Source organism: Actinacidiphila sp. bgisy145, assembly GCF_057708125.1.
This window is the reverse complement of record NZ_JBYIRL010000075.1, coordinates 1-16,810: the sequence shown is the minus strand read 5'-3', so window position 1 is coordinate 16,810 and position 16,810 is coordinate 1. Positions and strand designations below refer to the sequence as shown.

1 protein-coding gene is annotated in these 16,810 nt (G+C 74.9%); it reads left to right on the top strand.

The features are described from left to right. Window positions 1-50: 50 nt before the first annotated feature. On the top strand, window positions 51-16,810 hold a 16,760-nt coding region (locus AC3ERT_RS35660), incomplete at its 3' end, for a type I polyketide synthase (RefSeq protein ID WP_488180758.1).

Sequence of the window (16,810 nt, the reverse complement as noted above, 5' to 3'; positions counted from 1 at the left end):
CGGTGCTGGAGGCTGCGGGGGTGCGGCCGGATGCGGTGGTGGGTCACTCGGTGGGTGAGGTGGCTGCCGCGTACGTCGCTGGGGTGTTGTCGCTGCCGGACGCGGCGAAGTTGGTGGCGGTGCGGGCGCGGTTGATGCAGGAGTTGCCGTCGGGTGGGGCGATGGCGTCGATCAAGGCGCCGGAGGCGGAGGTTGTCGCTTCCTTCGCCGAGGTGACCGGTGAGGTCGCGGTGGCCGCGGTGAACGGTCCGGATTCGGTCGTGGTGTCGGGTGTGGTGGAAGCGGTGGACGCGCTGGTGGAGTTGTGGCGGGAGCGCGGGCATCGGGTGCGTCCGTTGCGGGTGTCGCATGCGTTCCACTCGCCGGCGATGGACCCGGTGTTGGCGGAGCTTGAAGCGGTCGCCGATGGGATGAGGTTCAGTCGTCCGGAGGTGATGTGGGCGGGTGCTCTGACGGGTGAGTTGGTGTCGGAGCCGGAGGCTGGTTACTGGCCTGGGCAGGTGCGGCAGGCGGTGCGTTTCGCCGACGCCGTCGCGTCTCTTGCCAGGGAAGGGGTGTCGGTCTTCCTGGAGGTCGGTCCGGACGGTTCGTTGTCTTCTCTCGGTCCGGATGCGGTGGCCGTCGTGGAGGGTGTGGAGCCGGCGTTCGTGCCGCTCCAGCGTCGTACCGATGAGGGCGTGACCGACCTCGCGACGGGCCTGGCCCGGGCGTTCGTCGAGGGTGCTCCGGTGGACTGGAAGCGGGTGCTTCCGCAGGGCGAGGCGGTGGAGCTGCCGACGTATGCCTTCCGCCACCAGCGGTTCTGGCCTGAGGGCGTGTTGCGCCTCGGGCCCCCGGCGGCCGCCGGCGGGGACGGCGCGAGCACCCCGGCCGAGGTGCAGTTCTGGGCGGCCGTGGAGGAGGGCGACCTTGCGCAGGTCGCCGACACCTTGGCGGTGGAGGACGAAGAGCAGCTTCGTACGCTCCTGCCGGCGTTGGCGTCGTGGCGGCGTCGCGAGTTGGACCGCTCGCTGACGGCGAACTGGCGTTACCGCACCTCGTGGACGGCTGTCTCGGAGCCCGATGCGGCGGTGTTGTCGGGTACGTGGCTGGTGGTAGTGCCGGCCGGCGTTGAGGGCGAGGTGCGGCAGCGGTGCGCGGACGCGCTGGCGGCCCGCGGTGCCGAGGCCGTGGTGGTCGAGGTGCCGTCCGGGGTCGTGGAGCGTGCCGAACTGGCGGCGCTGCTGGGCGAGATGGCTGGTTCGGCGGAGGTCGCCGGGGTGCTGTCGCTGTTGGCGTTGGACGAGGCGCCGTTGGCGGAGTTCCCGGCGGTGACTGCCGGTCTGGCGGCGACGCTGGCCCTGGTGCAGGGCCTCGGTGACGCCGGGATTGAGGCACCGTTGTGGCTCGCCACCTCCGGTGCGGTCGCGGCTGGTCCGGGTGAGGTGCTGGCCCGTCCGGTGCAGGCGCAGGTGTGGGGTCTGGGTCGGGTGGTCGGTATGGAGCATCCGGAGCGGTGGGGTGGGTTGGTGGACCTGCCGGTGGAGTTGGGTGATCGGGCGGGTGTGCGGCTGGCCGGGGTGCTGGCCGGTTGTGACGAGAACGAGGTGGCCATCCGTACGGCCGGCGTCCTGGGCCGGCGCCTGGGACGCGCCGCGCAGGTCCAGGGTGCCCCGGACCCGGCGCCCCTCGGCGCCACGCTGATCACCGGCGGCACGGGTGCGATCGCCGGGCACGTCGCGCGCTGGCTGGCCGGCCGCGGTGCCGAGCGGCTGGTGCTGACCAGCCGTTCGGGCGCTTCGGCGCAGGGTGTCGCCGCCCTCGCCGCCGAACTGGCGCAGGCCGGCGCCGCGGTGGAGGTCGTCGCGTGTGACGTGGCCGAACGGGCCCCGCTGGCCGCCCTGTTGGACCGGATCGACGCGACCGGCCCGCGGCTCGCGTCCGTACTGCACACCGCCGCCGTCCTGGACGACGGCGTGCTGGACCGCCTCGACGCGTCCCGCCTGGAGACGGTGCTGCGGGTGAAGGCTCAAGGGGCCGCCCTGCTCGACGAGTTGACCGCCGACCGCGATCTCGACGCTTTCGTGCTGTTCTCCTCGATCGCCTCCACGCTGGGTGCCCCGGGCCAGGGCAACTACGCGGCCGCCAACGCGTACTTGGACGCGCTGGCGGAGCACCGCCGCTCCCGCGGGTTTGCCGCTCTCACCGTGGCGTGGGGTGCGTGGGCCGGTGGCGGCATGGCCGAGTCCAGCAGCACTGTGGAGGCACGGGTCAAGCGCGGCCCGATGCCCGCGATGGACCCGCGGCTGGCCGCCCGCGCCCTCGGCGAGGCGCTCCAGGGCCGGGATGCCGCGGTGACCGTGATGGACGTGGACTGGGCGCAGTTGGCGTCCGGTTCCGCCGCCGCGGAGACCCTGACCCGCCCGGTGATGCGCGACCTGCCCGAGGTGCGGCGCCTGACCGCCGCCGGGGAGTTCACGGCCACCGCGGCCCGCCCGCAAGGGGCGCTGGCGCAGCGGCTGGCCGGGCTGGGCCGTCCCGAGCAGGAGCGCCTCCTCACGGAGGTGGTGCGCGGCGAGGTGGCGACCGTCCTCCAGTACGCCTCGGCCGCCGCGGTGGAGGAGCGGCGCGCCTTCAAGGACCTCGGCTTCGACTCGCTGACCGCCGTCGAGCTGCGCAACCGCCTCAACGCCGCCACCGGCCTGCGGCTGCCGTCCACCCTGGTCTTCGACTACCCCACCCCGATGGCACTGGCCGCCTTCCTGCGCGGCGAGCTGACCGGCGGGCAGGCGGACGCCGCGGCCCCGGCGACCACCGGCGTGGTGCTGCCCGCCGACGAGCCCATCGCCGTCGTCGGCATGGCCTGCCGCTTCCCCGGCGGCGCCGGGAGCCCGGAGGAGTTCTGGCGGCTGCTCGGCTCCGGCCAGGACGCCGTGGGCGCCTTCCCGACCGACCGCGGCTGGGACCTGGAGAGCCTCTACGACCCCGACGGCGAACGCGAGGGCACCTCGTACGTCGCCCAGGGCGCGTTCCTGCGCGACGCGGCCGACTTCGATGCCGACTTCTTCGGGATCAGTCCGCGTGAGGCGTTGGCGATGGACCCGCAGCAGCGGCTGCTGCTGGAGACGTCCTGGGAGGCGCTGGAGCGCGCCGGGATCGACCCGGCGACCCTGCGGGAGAGCGCCACCGGTGTGTTCGCCGGCGGGTTCGCCTCCGGGTACGGGATCGGTCTGTCCATGGCGGGCGACGAGTCCGGCTCCGAAGGGCACGTCCTGACCGGCAACGCGACCAGCGTGCTGTCCGGCCGGGTGTCCTACGTACTGGGTCTGGAGGGCCCGGCCGTCACCGTGGACACGGCGTGCTCCTCGTCGCTCGTGGCGCTGCACATGGCCGCGCAGGCGCTGCGCTCCGGCGAGTGCACGCTGGCGCTCGCCGGTGGCGCCACGGTGATGACGCACCCGGGTACCTTCATCGACTTCTCCCGGCAGCAGGGGCTGTCCATGGACGGGCGGTGCCGCGCGTTCTCGGAGGACGCGGATGGCACCGGCTGGGCCGAGGGCGCCGGCATGCTGGTCGTGGAGCGGCTGTCGGACGCGCAACGCAACGGCCACGAGGTCCTCGCCGTGCTGCGCGGCTCCGCGATCAACCAGGACGGCGCGTCCAACGGCCTGACCGCCCCCAACGGCCCGTCGCAGCAGCGGGTGATCCGCGCCGCCCTGGCCAACGCCCGCCTGACCGCCGCCGACGTGGACGTGGTGGAGGCGCACGGCACCGGTACGACGCTGGGTGACCCGATCGAGGCGCAGGCGCTGCTGGCCACTTACGGGCAGGAGCGTCCCGAGGGGCGGCCGCTGTGGCTGGGCTCCGTCAAGTCCCACATCGGCCACACGCAGGCCGCGGCCGGTGTCGCCGGCGTGATCAAAATGGTGCTGGCGCTCCAGCACGAGCAGTTGCCGCAGACGCTGCACGCCGACGAGCCGTCCTCGCACGTCGACTGGACGGCGGGCGACATCCGGCTGCTGACCGAGGCCAGGCCCTGGCAGTCCGACGGCCGGGTGCGCCGGGCCGGTGTCTCGGCGTTCGGCATGAGCGGCACCAACGCCCACATCATCCTGGAGGAGGCCCCCGCCGCGCCGGACGCCGCCGAGCAGTCGGACGGCATGGCGGCCGACCCGGCCGCGCCGGCGGCAGGGGTGGTGACCGGCGACGACGCCGGTGCGTGGCTGGTGTCGGGCCGGTCCGCGGAGGCGCTGGTGGCGCAGGCCGGGCGGTTGCGGGAGTGGGTCGACGAGCGCCCCGAGCTGCAACCCTCTGACGTGGCGTGGTCGTTGGCGGCGACGCGTTCGGCTTTCGAGCACCGGGCGGTGGTGGTCGGTGGTGATCGGGCCGCGTTGGTGGGCGGGTTGGAGAGTTTGGCGGCGGGTGTGCCGTCGGGTGCGGTGGTGTCGGGTACGGCGCGTGCCGTGGGGCGTCCGGTGTTCGTCTTCCCGGGTCAGGGTTCGCAGTGGGTGGGGATGGGGCGTGAACTGGCGTCGGTGTCTCCGGTGTTCGCGGCTCGGTTGGCGGAGTGTGCGGCGGCGTTGGCGCCGTATGTGGAGTGGTCGCTGCATGATGTGCTGGCGGGTGCGGAAGGCGCCCCGGCACTTGAGGCGGCTGACGTGGTGCAGCCCGCGCTGTGGGCGGTGATGGTGTCGCTGGCCGCGGTGTGGGAGGCGGCCGGTGTCGCGCCCGAGGCGGTGGTGGGTCACTCGCAGGGTGAGATCGCGGCGGCGACGGTCGCGGGGATGCTGTCGTTGGAGGATGGCGCCCGTGTGGTGGCGTTGCGGTCGCAGTCGTTGAAGGTGTTGGCGGGTGCGGGCGGGATGCTGTCGGTGAGCCGGTCCGCGGGCGAGGTCGAGGAGCGCTTGGCCCGGTTCGGGGACACCGTGGCACTGGCGGCCGTCAACGGTCCGTCCGCGGTGGTGGTGTCCGGTGAACCCGCAGCTCTGGAGGAGTTGAAGGCGGAGTTCGAGGCCGAGGGCACCCGGGCGCGGATGGTGGCGGTGGATTACGCCTCCCACTCGGCGCAGGTGGACCGCCTGGAGGGCGAGATCACGTCCCTTCTGGCGGGCATCAACCCTCGTCGGGGCCGGGTTCCGATGGTGTCCGCGATGACCGGGGAGACGCTGACCGGTGAGGAGTTGGACGCCGGCTACTGGTTCCGGAGTCTTCGGGCGACGGTGCACTTCGACCGTGCGGTGCGGATTCTGGCGGGTGAGGGTCAGCGGGTCTTCGTGGAGGTGTCGCCGCATCCGGTGTTGCTGGGTGCGATGACGGAGTCGTTGGAGGAGGTTGCTCAGGAGGCGGGTCCGGGTGCGGTGCCGGGTGCGCTGTGTGGGACGTTGCGCCGGGACGACGGTGGTGCGGCGCGGGTGCTGACGTCGCTGGCCGAAGCGTACGTCCACGGCGCCCCGGTGGACTGGACGGCCGTCCTGCCCGCCGGGCAGCAGGTGGAACTGCCCACCTACGCCTTCCGGCACGAGCGGTTCTGGCCGAAGGGCGTCCTCGGCGGGCTCGGCGCCAAGACAGGCGGCGACGCGCTGTCGCTGGGTCTGGGCGCCGTGGGCCACCCGCTGCTCGGCGCGGCCGTCGAACTCGCCGGTGGCGCAGGGGTGGTGTGCATGGGCCGGCTGTCCCTGCACACGCACGCCTGGCTGGCCGACCACGCCGTGGGCGGCATGGTGCTGCTGCCCGGCACCGGCTTCGTGGAGCTGGCCGTACGCGCCGGCGACCAGGTCGGCTGCGGTGTCCTGGACGAACTGACGCTCCAGGCGCCGCTGGTGCTGCCCGCCGACGGCAGCGGCATCCAGGTCCAGGTCGTGGTGGCAGCGCCCGGAGGCGAGGGCCACCGCGCGGTCGAGGTGTTCTCCCGTCCGGAGGGCGCGGCCGCACAGCAGCCGTGGACCCTGCACGCGAGCGGTGCCCTCGCCCCCGGCGAGGCGCTTGGGACGCCCGATCCCGACCTCGCGGCCTGGCCGCCGCGCAACGCCGCACCGGTGGACGTCTCGGACGTCTACCCCGTACGCCTCGCGGAGGTCTACGGCCCCGCCTTCCAGGGTCTGCGGGCGGCCTGGCGGCGCGGGCAGGACCTCTTCGCCGAGGTGGCACTCCCCGAGGAAATGGCCCAGGATGCGGCCGCGTTCGGCCTGCACCCCGCGCTGCTCGACGCGGCGCTGCACGTGTCCGTCCTCGCGGACGGCTCTGCCGCGGACGGGCCGGGCGAGGCCACCATGCCGTTCGCGTGGTCCGGCGTGGAACTGCACGCGGGCGGTGCCTCGGCGCTGCGGGTGAAGCTGCGGCAGGACGCCCAGGGCACCATCGCGATGACGGCCGCGGACACCACCGGCGCCCCCGTGGTGTCGGTCGAGTCGCTGGTGCGGCGCCCCATCCCGGTGGACCAACTGCACGCCGGGAAGAACGAGTTGGGCGACTCGCTGTTCGTACCGAAGTGGACCGCGGTCAGCGCGGGCGAGGCCCCGGCCGGCGCGTGGGCGCTGCTCGGCGCCGACACCTGCCGGCTGGCCGACGGTCTGGCCGCCGCCGGAGTGGCGCTGACCGCCTTCGACAGCCTCGCCGAGCTGGCCGCGGCCGCCGAGGCCGGCCCGGCCGACCTCCGTACCGTCCTGGTCTGCGCCGACGCCCTGTTCGGCACGGGCACCGGTGCCGCGGGGGCGGAGTTCCCCGCCGCGGTACGCGACTCCGGCGGCGCCGCACTCCGCTTCCTCCAGGACTGGCTGGCCGAACCCCGGCTGGAGGACACGCAGTTGGTGCTCGTCACCCGCGGCGCCGTCGACACGGCCGCCGGCGAGCAGCTGGCGGACCTGGCCGGAGCGGCCGTACGCGGCCTGCTGCGCTCGGCGCAGGCCGAGAACCCCGGCCGGATACTGCTGGCCGACCTCCCCGCGGACGCCGACGCCCCCACCGGCACCGACGCCCCTGCCGACAGCGGCACTCCCACCGGCACCGGCGGCGAGGTGGCGCTGCTCCCCGCCGCGCTCGGCACCGGCGAACCCGAGATCGCGCTCCGCGACGGGACCTGCTTCGGCAGGCGCCTGACCCGGCCCGAAGGCGCGGTCACGGCGGTCGAGTGGCCGTCCGCGCCGCAGGCCGACCCCGCCGCGCGCTCGCTGCTGGTGACCGGTGGCACCGGAACCCTGGGCGGTCTGGTCGCCCGGCACCTCGTCGCGACCGGACGGGCCGGCGGCGTGGTGCTCACCAGCCGTACCGGCCCGGCCGCGCCCGGAGTGGCCGCGCTCGCCGCCGGACTCGCCGAACTCGGCGTGTGGGCGCGGGTCACCGCCTGCGACGCCGCCGACCGGGACGCGCTGGCCGCCGTCCTGGACGGCATCCCCGACGGCAACCCGCTGGGCTCGGTGGTGCACGCCGCCGGCGTCGTGGACGACGGCCTGGTCACCACCCTGACGCCGGAGCGGCTGTCCGCGGTGCTGCGGCCGAAGACCGACGCGGCCTGGCACCTCCACGAACTGACGGCCCACCTGGACCTCGAGCGGTTCGTGATGTTCTCCTCCGCCGCAGTCACCTTCGGCGCGCCCGGCCAGGGCAACTACGTGGCCGCGAACTCCTTCCTCGACGCCGTCGCCGCGCACCGCAGGGCCGCCGGCCTCGCCGGCATGTCCTTGCAGCTCGGCCCGTGGGCCCACGAGGCGGGCATCGGCCGCAACCTGGATGCCACCTCGCTCTCCCGCATCGACCGCGCCTTCGTGCCGCTGTCCGCCGACGAGGGACTGGTCGTCTTCGACGTGGCGCTGGACCGCGACGAAGCGGTGCTGACCCCCGCCCGGCTCGACGCGGCCGCGCTGCGCGGGCAGATGGGCGCCGGGGCGGACGTGCCGCCGGTGTGGCGCGCCCTGGCCGGCGGGGCGCCCGCCCGCCGCGCCGCCGTGTCGACCGGTGCCGCCGTCGCCGGAGCCGGAGCCGACGCCGGCGACGCGCTGCGCCAGAAGCTGGCGTCGGTGTCCGCCACCGAACGCGACCGGCTGCTGCTGGAGCTGGTGCTCGCCCACACCGCCGCCGTCCTGGGCCACGCCTCGCCCGCCGCCATCGACCCCGGCCGCTCCTTCACCGACGTCGGCTTCGACTCGCTGATCGCGGTCGAGCTGCGGAACCGGCTGAAGGCGGAGACCGGGCTGCGGCTGCCGGCCACGCTGGTCTTCGACCACCCCACCCCGGCCGCGCTCGCCGCCATGCTGCGCGCGGAACTCGCCGGCGAACTGCCCGCCACCGCGTCCCCGGCCGTCCCCGCGGCGCTGCTGCCGGTCGCGGACGAGGCCATCGCCATCGTCGGCATGGCCTGCCGTTTCCCCGGCGGGGCGGCCGGACCGGAGGAGCTGTGGCAGCTCCTGGCGTCCGGCGCGGACGCCATCGGGCCGTTCCCCCGCGACCGCGGCTGGGACCTGGAGATGCTCCAGGACCCGGCGGCCGAGCGCACCGGCAAGACGTACGAGCAGGTCGGCGGGTTCGTGCAGGACGCCGCCTCCTTCGACGCCGGGTTCTTCGGGATCAGCCCGCGTGAGGCGCTGGCGATGGACCCGCAGCAGCGGCTGCTGCTGGAGACCTCCTGGGAGGCGTTCGAACGGGCCGGCATCGACCCCTTGTCCGTACGCGGCAGCCAGACCGGCGCGTTCGTCGGCGGCTACTCCTCCCGCTACGCCAACGACGTGCCGCTGGAAGGCACCGGCATCGCCGAAGGGCACCTGGCCACCGGCAACGCCACCAGCGTGCTGTCCGGCCGCCTGTCCTACACCTTCGGGCTCGAAGGGCCCGCGGTGACGATCGACACCGCGTGCTCCTCGTCCCTCGTCGCCCTGCACATGGCCTGCCAGGCACTGCGCAGCGGCGAGTGCTCGCTCGCCCTCGCCGGCGGCGTCACGGTCAGCGCCACCCCGGACGTGTTCATCGCCTTCGCCACGGCCGGCGGCGTGTCGCTGGACGGCCGTTGCCGCTCCTTCGCCGCCTCGGCCGACGGCTCCGGCTTCTCCGAGGGCGCGGGCATGCTCGTGGTCGAGCGGCTGTCCGACGCCGAGCGCAACGGGCACAAGGTCCTCGCGGTGGTGCGCGGTTCGGCGATCAACCAGGACGGCGCGTCCAACGGCCTGACGGCGCCCAACGGGCCGTCCCAGCAGCGCGTCATCCGCGCCGCGCTCGCCAACGCCCGCCTGACCACCGCCGATGTCGACGTGGTCGAGGCCCACGGCTCCGCGACCACCCTGGGTGACCCGATCGAGGCGCAGGCGCTGCTGGCGACGTACGGCCAGGAGCGTCCCGGGGACCGGCCGCTGTGGCTGGGGTCGGTGAAGTCCAACATCGGCCACGCCCAGGCCGCGGCGGGCGTCGCGGGGATCATCAAGATGGTGCTGGCGCTCCAGCACGAGCAGTTGCCGCGCACGTTGCACGTGGACGAGCCGACCCCGCACGTGGACTGGTCCGCGGGCGCGGTGGAGCTGGTGGCGGAGCCGGTGCCGTGGCCCAGCGGCGACCGGGTGCGCCGGGCCGGCGTGTCCGCGTTCGGCATGAGCGGCACCAACGTCCACGTCATCCTGGAAGAGGCCCCGGCCCCGGCCCCGGCCCCCGACCACGACTCCGACCCCGGGGCGGCCGACGCCCCCGCCGCGCCCGCGCTGCTGGGCGACGGCGAGGCCGGCGCGTGGCTGGTGTCCGGCCGTACCGCCGACGGGCTCGCCGCCCAGGCCGAACGGCTCCACGCCTGGGCCGCCGCCCGCCCCGAGGCCGAACCCGCCGACGTGGCCTGGTCGTTGGCTGCCACGCGTTCGGTGTTCGAGCACCGTGCGGTGGTAATCGCCGGGGACCGGGACGGGTTCGTGGACGGGGTGCGGTGCCTGGCCGCGGGGACCAGGGCGCCGTCGGTGGTGTCGGGCGTGGCCCGCCCGGCTGGTCGTACGGCGTTCGTGTTCGCGGGTCAGGGTACGCAGTGGATCGGGATGGGGCGTGAACTGCTGGGCGCGTCCCCGTTGTTCGCCGCGCGTCTGGCGGAGTGCGAGACGGCTCTCGCCCCGCATGTGGAGTGGTCGCTGCGTGACGTGCTGATGGGTGCGGAGGGTGCGCCCGAGTTGGAGGCCGCGGAGGTCGTGCAGCCCGCGCTGTGGGCGGTGATGGTCTCCCTTGCCGCGGTCTGGGAAGCGGCGGGGGTCACTCCCGACGCCGTCGTCGGCCACTCGCAGGGTGAGATCGCGGCAGCGACGGTGGCGGGCATGCTGTCGCTGGAGGACGCCGCACTCGTGGTCGCCGCGCGCTCCCGCGCGCTGTCCGGGCTGTCGGTGGCCGGGTCGATGGTGTCCGTGGTCATGCCGGCCGCCGCCGTGCAGGAACTGGTCGACGGCTTCGACGGCCGACTGTCGGTGGCTGCCGTGAACGGTCCTGCCGCCGTCGTGGTCTCCGGCGAACCGGAGGCGCTGGCGGACTTCGAACGCCAACTGGCCGCGCGCAGGGCGATGCGCTGGCGCATCCCGTCCACCGATTTCGTGGCGCACTCCCCGGCGGTGGAGCCGTTGGCGGAGCAACTGCACGGCGAGTTGAGCGGGATCACTCCCCGCGCCGGTCGGGTGCCGATGGTCTCGACGGTGACCGGTGAATGGCTCACCGGCGCGGAGGTCGATGCGGGGTACTGGTTTGCGAATCTGCGGCGGACGGTGCAGTTCGAGGGTGCTGTGCGGAGCCTGCTGGCTGCCGGGTACGGGGCGTTCGTGGAGGTGTCGCCGCATCCGGTGTTGACCGCGGCGGTCGCGGAGACGGCGGAGGACGCGGAGGTCGAGGATGTCCTGACGGTGGGCACGTTGGAGCGGGAGGACGCCGGGTCGGCGCGGCTGCTCACGTCCCTCGGGCAGGCGCATGTCGGCGGGCTGCCCGTTGATTGGCGGCGGGTGCTACCGGTCGGTGTGACGGTGGATCTGCCGACGTATGCGTTCCAGCGGCGCCGGTACTGGCTGGAGTCGGCGGGTGCGGCGCCCGTCGTCGGCGGGGATGGTGCGTCGTCGGAGGCGGAGGCCCGGTTCTGGGCGGCTGTCGAGGGCGGTGACCTGGCCGGCATCGCGGAGACGCTGTCCATCGAGGACGAGCGCCACCTGCATGACGTGCTGCCCGCACTCGCGTCCTGGCGGCGCCGCGAACGCCGCCGCTCGGAGACGGCGGGTTGGCGCTACCGGACGACCTGGTCGCCCGTCACCGCCGCCGGGTCCGCGTGGCTCACCGGCCGGTGGCTGCTCGTCGCCCCCGCCGGCGCCGCCGCCGAACTCGTGGAGTGGACCGCTTCCGCGCTGGCCGCCCGCGGCGCCGAGACCGTGACGGTCCGGGTGCCGGCCGGGACCGTACCGCGCGGCACCGTCGCCGAACTGGTCGGCCGGGCGACGGCGGGCACCGAGCCGCTGTCCGGGGTGCTGTCGCTCCTCGGCCTCGACGAGGCGCCGCTGCCCGGGCAGCCCGCCGTGACCGCCGGCCTCGCCGGCACGCTGGGCCTGCTCCAGGCGCTGGGCGACGCCGGAGTGGAGGCGCCGCTGTGGCTGCTGACCCGCGGCGCCGTCGCGACCGGCCCCGGCGAGCACCTGGCCAGCCCGCTCCAGGCGCAGATCTGGGGCTTCGGCCGGATCGCCGCCCTGGAACACCCGGACCGCTGGGGCGGGCTGGTCGACCTGCCGGAGACGGCCGACGACCGTACCGGCGCGCAGCTGGCGGCCGTACTGGCCGGCACCGACGAGAACCAGGTCGCGATCCGGGCGGCCGGGACGATGGGCCGCAGGCTGGCCCACGCCCCCCAGCCCCCGGCCGGCGAGGGGTGGCGTCCCGCGGACGGCACCGCGCTCATCACCGGCGGCACCGGCGCGCTCGGCGGGCACGTGGCACGCTGGCTCGCCGACCGCGGCGCCGAACGGCTCGTGCTCACCAGCCGTTCCGGCCCCGGCGCCACCGGCGTCGCGGCGCAGGCGGCCGAGCTGGCCTCCTGCGGCGCCCGCGTGGACGTCCTCGCCTGCGACACCGCCGACCGCGCCGAGCTGGCCGCCCTCCTCGGCCGCGTCCCGGCGGACGGCCCCGCGCTGTCCACCGTGGTGCACACCGCCGCGGTCCTGGACGACGGCGTGATCGACGCCCTCTCGCCCGAGCGGCTGGAGACGGTGCTCGCCGCCAAGGCCGCCGGCGCCGCCCACCTCGACGAGCTCACCGCCGACCTGGACCTCGACGCCTTCGTGCTGTTCTCCTCCGTGGTGGCCACCACCGGCGCCCCGGGCCAGGCCAACTACGGTGCCGCCAACGCCTACCTGGACGCCCTCGCCCAGCACCGGCGCGGCCGCGGCCTGCCCGCGCTCGCCGTGGCCTGGGGCCCGTGGGCCGCGGGCGTGGCGCAGAGCTCCGAGGCCGCGCGGCAGCGGCTCGCCCGCAACGACTGGGAAGAGGTCATGGACCCCGACCTGGCGGTCCGGGCCCTGGGCGAGGCACTGGACGGCCGCGACACCGCACTGACGGTGATGAACATCGACTGGACGGCCGTCCTCGCCGAGCCGCAGGAGTCCGCGGACCTGGTGCACGCGCCCTTCATGCGTGACCTGCCGGAGGTGCGGCGGCTCGCCGCGCTGCTGGCCGTCGCCCCGTCCGCCCCGGCCGAACGGGACCTGGCGGACCGGCTGGCCGGCCTGACCCGGGCCGAGCAGCGGCGGGCACTGACCGCACTGGTGCAGGACAAGGCCGCCCGGGTGCTCGGCCACACCACACCCGACGCCGTACAGGCCGGCAGCGCCTTCAGCGAACTCGGCTTCGACTCCCTGACGTCGGTGGAGCTGCGCAACGACCTCAGTGCCGCCACCGGCCTGCGGCTGCCGGCGACCCTGCTCTTCGACTACCCGACGCCCACCGCCCTGACCGGCTACCTGGCGGAGCAACTCCTGGGCGCACGGCCCGAGGACACCCCGGCGCAGTCCGCGGTGCCCGCCACCATCGCCGCCGACGAGCTGATCGCGATCGTCGGCATGGCCTGCCACTACCCCGGCGGCGTGGCCGGCCCCGACGACCTGTGGAACCTGCTCGCCACCGGCGGTGACGCCATCTCCGGCTTCCCGGACGACCGCGGCTGGCACCTGGAGTCGCCCGACGGCACCGAGTTCGACACCGTCGGCGGCTTCGTGCAGGACGTCAGCGGCTTCGACGCCGGGTTCTTCGGGATCAGCCCGCGTGAGGCGCTGGCGATGGACCCGCAGCAGCGCCTGCTGCTGGAGACGTCCTGGGAGGCGCTGGAACGGTCGGGCATCGACCCGATGTCGCTGCGGGGCACCGCCACCGGCATGTTCGTCGGCGGCTACGCCTCCGGTTACGGCCGCGACGGCGACTTCGAGGGCGCGGCCCACCTCATCACCGGCAACGCCACGAGCGTGCTGTCCGGCCGGGTGTCCTACGCGCTCGGCCTGGAGGGCCCCGCGGTCACGGTGGACACGGCCTGCTCGTCCTCGCTCGTCGCCCTGCACATGGCCACCCAGGCGCTGCGCACCGGGGAGTGCTCGATGGCACTCGTCGGCGGTGTCACGATCATGGTCACCCCGGACGGCTTCATCGGCTTCAGCGAGCAGAGCGGCCTCGCGATGGACGGCCGCAGCAAGGCGTTCTCCGCCGACGCCGACGGCATGGGCTTCTCCGAGGGCGCGGGCATGCTCGTGGTCGAGCGGCTGTCGGACGCCCAGCGCAACGGCCACAAGGTCCTCGCGGTGGTGCGCGGTTCGGCGGTCAACCAGGACGGCGCGTCCAACGGCCTGACCGCCCCCAACGGCCCCTCGCAGCAGCGCGTCATCCGCGCCGCACTGGCCACCTCCGGACTGTCGGCGGCCGACGTCGACGCGGTGGAGGCCCACGGCACCGGCACCAAGCTCGGCGACCCGATCGAGGCGCAGGCGCTGCTGGCGACCTACGGGCAGGAGCGTGCGGGAGACCGGCCGCTGTGGCTGGGTTCGGTGAAGTCCAACATCGGCCACACGCAGGCCGCGGCGGGCGTCGCGGGGATCATCAAGATGGTGCTGGCGCTCCAGCACGAGCAGTTGCCGCGCACGTTGCACGTGGACGAGCCGACCCCGCACGTGGACTGGTCCGCGGGTGCGGTGGAGCTGGTGGCGGAGCCGGTGCCGTGGCCCAGCGGCGACCGGGTGCGCCGGGCCGGCGTCTCCTCGTTCGGCCTGAGCGGCACCAACGCGCACGTCATCCTGGAAGAGGCCCCGGCAGTCGCCGAGGCAGCCGAGGTCCCCGAGGCCCCGGAGGACGCCGGCTGGTCCGGCAGCGCGGTGGTCCTCCCCGGCACCGCCCACGCGTGGCTGGTGTCCGGCCGCTCGGCGGCGGGCCTGTCGGGCCAGGCGGAGCGGCTGCGGGAGTGGGTCGACGAGCGTCCCGAGCTGCAACCGGTGGACGTGGCGTGGTCGTTGGCGGCGACCCGTTCCGCCTTCGAGCACCGGGCCGTGGTCGTGGGGGGTGACCGGACCGACCTGGTGAACGGTCTGGTGAGTCTCGCGTCGGGTACGCCGTCGGGTGCGGTGGTCTCGGCGGTGGCGCGTCCGGACACCCGTCCGGTGTTCGCGTTCGCGGGTCAGGGTTCGCAGTGGGTGGGGATGGGGCGTGAGCTGGCGGCTGTGTCGCCGGTGTTCGCGGCTCGTCTTGCGGAGTGTGCGGCGGCGTTGGCGCCGTATGTGGAGTGGTCGCTGCACGACGTGCTGGCGGGTGCGGAAGGCGCCCCGGCACTTGAGGCCGCCGATGTGGTGCAGCCCGCGCTGTGGGCGGTGATGGTGTCGCTGGCCGCGGTCTGGGAAGCGGCCGGTGTCGCCCCCGAGGCGGTGGTGGGTCACTCGCAGGGTGAGATCGCGGCGGCGACGGTGGCGGGGATGCTGTCGTTGGAGGACGGTGCTCGGGTGGTGGCGTTGCGGTCGCGGTCGTTGAAGGTGTTGGCGGGTGCGGGCGGGATGCTGTCGGTGAGCCGGTCTGCCGAACAGGTCGAGGAGCGGTTGGTCCGGTTCGGGGAGAGCGTGGCTCTGGCGGCGGTCAATGGGCCTTCGGCGGTGGTGGTGTCGGGTGAGCCCGCAGCTCTGGAGGAGTTGAAGGCGGAGTTCGAGGCCGAGGGCGCCCGGGCGCGGATGGTGGCGGTGGATTACGCGTCCCACTCGGCGCAGGTGGACCGCCTGGAGGACGAGATCACGTCCGTTCTGGCCGGGATCAACCCCCGTCGGGGCCGGGTTCCGATGGTGTCGGCGATGACCGGGGAGACCCTGACCGGCGAGGAGTTGGACGCCGGTTACTGGTTCCGCAGTCTCCGTGCGACGGTCCATTTCGACCGTGCGGTGCGGACGTTGGCGGGTCGAGGCCATCAGCTCTTCGTCGAGGTGACCCCGCACCCGGTCCTGATGGGTGCCATGAACGACACCCTGGAGGACGTGGCCCAGGAGGCCGGTCACGGCGCTGAACCTGCCGCCGTCTGCCCGACGTTGCGCCGCGACCACGGCGGCACCGAACGCCTGCTGACCTCGCTGGCCGAGGCCTTCGTCCGCGGCGCGGACGTCGACTGGCGTGCCGTCCTGCCCGCCGGGCAGCAGGTCGAGCTGCCGACGTACGCCTTCCAGCACGAGCGCTTCTGGCCGAAGCAGACCGCGGCCGCCTTCGGCGGGGACGCGGTGTCGCTCGGCCTGGGCGCGGTGGGCCACCCGCTGCTCGGCGCGGCCGTCGAACTGGCCGGTGGCGCAGGGGTGGTGTGCACGGGCCGGTTCTCGGTACGGACACACCCGTGGCTGGCCGACCACGCCGTCGGCGGGGCCGTGCTGCTGCCGGGTACGGGCTTCGTGGAGTTGGCCGTACGCGCCGGCGACCAGGTGGGCTGCGGGGTGCTGGAGGAGCTGACGCTCCAGGCGCCGCTGGTGCTGCCGGCCGACGGCGGGGTGCAGGTGCAGGTGGTGCTCGCCGAGGCGGACGCCGAGGGCCGCCGGACGGTCGAGGTGTTCTCCCGCCCCGACGCCTCCGACGGGCCGCAGGTGTGGACGCAGCACGCCGCCGGTGTGCTCGCCCCGGCCACGGGCGGAGCGGCGGCCGAGGCGGACTTCGCGGTGTGGCCGCCGCGGGACGCCGCCGAGATCGACGTCTCCGGCCTCTACCAGGCCGCGGGCGAGAACGCCTACGGCTACGGCCCGGTCTTCCAGGGCCTTCGGGCCGCGTGGCGCCGCGGTGCGGACGTCTTCGCCGAGGTGGCGCTGCCGGAGGACGCCGCGGCCGACGCTGCCGCCTTCGCCCTCCACCCGGCGCTCCTGGACGGGGCGTTGCACGCCGCCGCCCTGGTCGAGGGCACGGACCGGAACGAACCGGGCGAGGTGCGGCTGCCGTTCGCCTGGACGGGCGTCGAACTGCACGCCTCCGGCGCCTCGGTGCTGCGGGCCCGGCTGCGCCGCGACGCGCAGGGCGCACTGGCCGTGACCGCCGCGGACCCGGCGGGCCAGCCCGTGGTGTCCGTCGCGTCGCTCATCACCCGCCCGGTGCCGGCCGCGCAACTGCGCTCCGCGGACGCGGGAACGGCCGACGCGCTGTTCGGGGTCGAGTGGGCCGAGGCCGCCCCGGGCGCGGCCGTCACCGGCGCGTGGGCGCTGGTGGGCACCGACCGCTTCGGCGCGGCCGAGGCACTGGCCGCAGCCGGCACACCGGTCCGCCGCTTCCCCGGCATCGGCGAACTGGCCGCCGCCGCGGAGGCGGGGGACATCGCGCCCGCCGTCGTCCTGTCCTGCGCCGGGGGCGACGCGCAGGACACGGACCCGGCCCG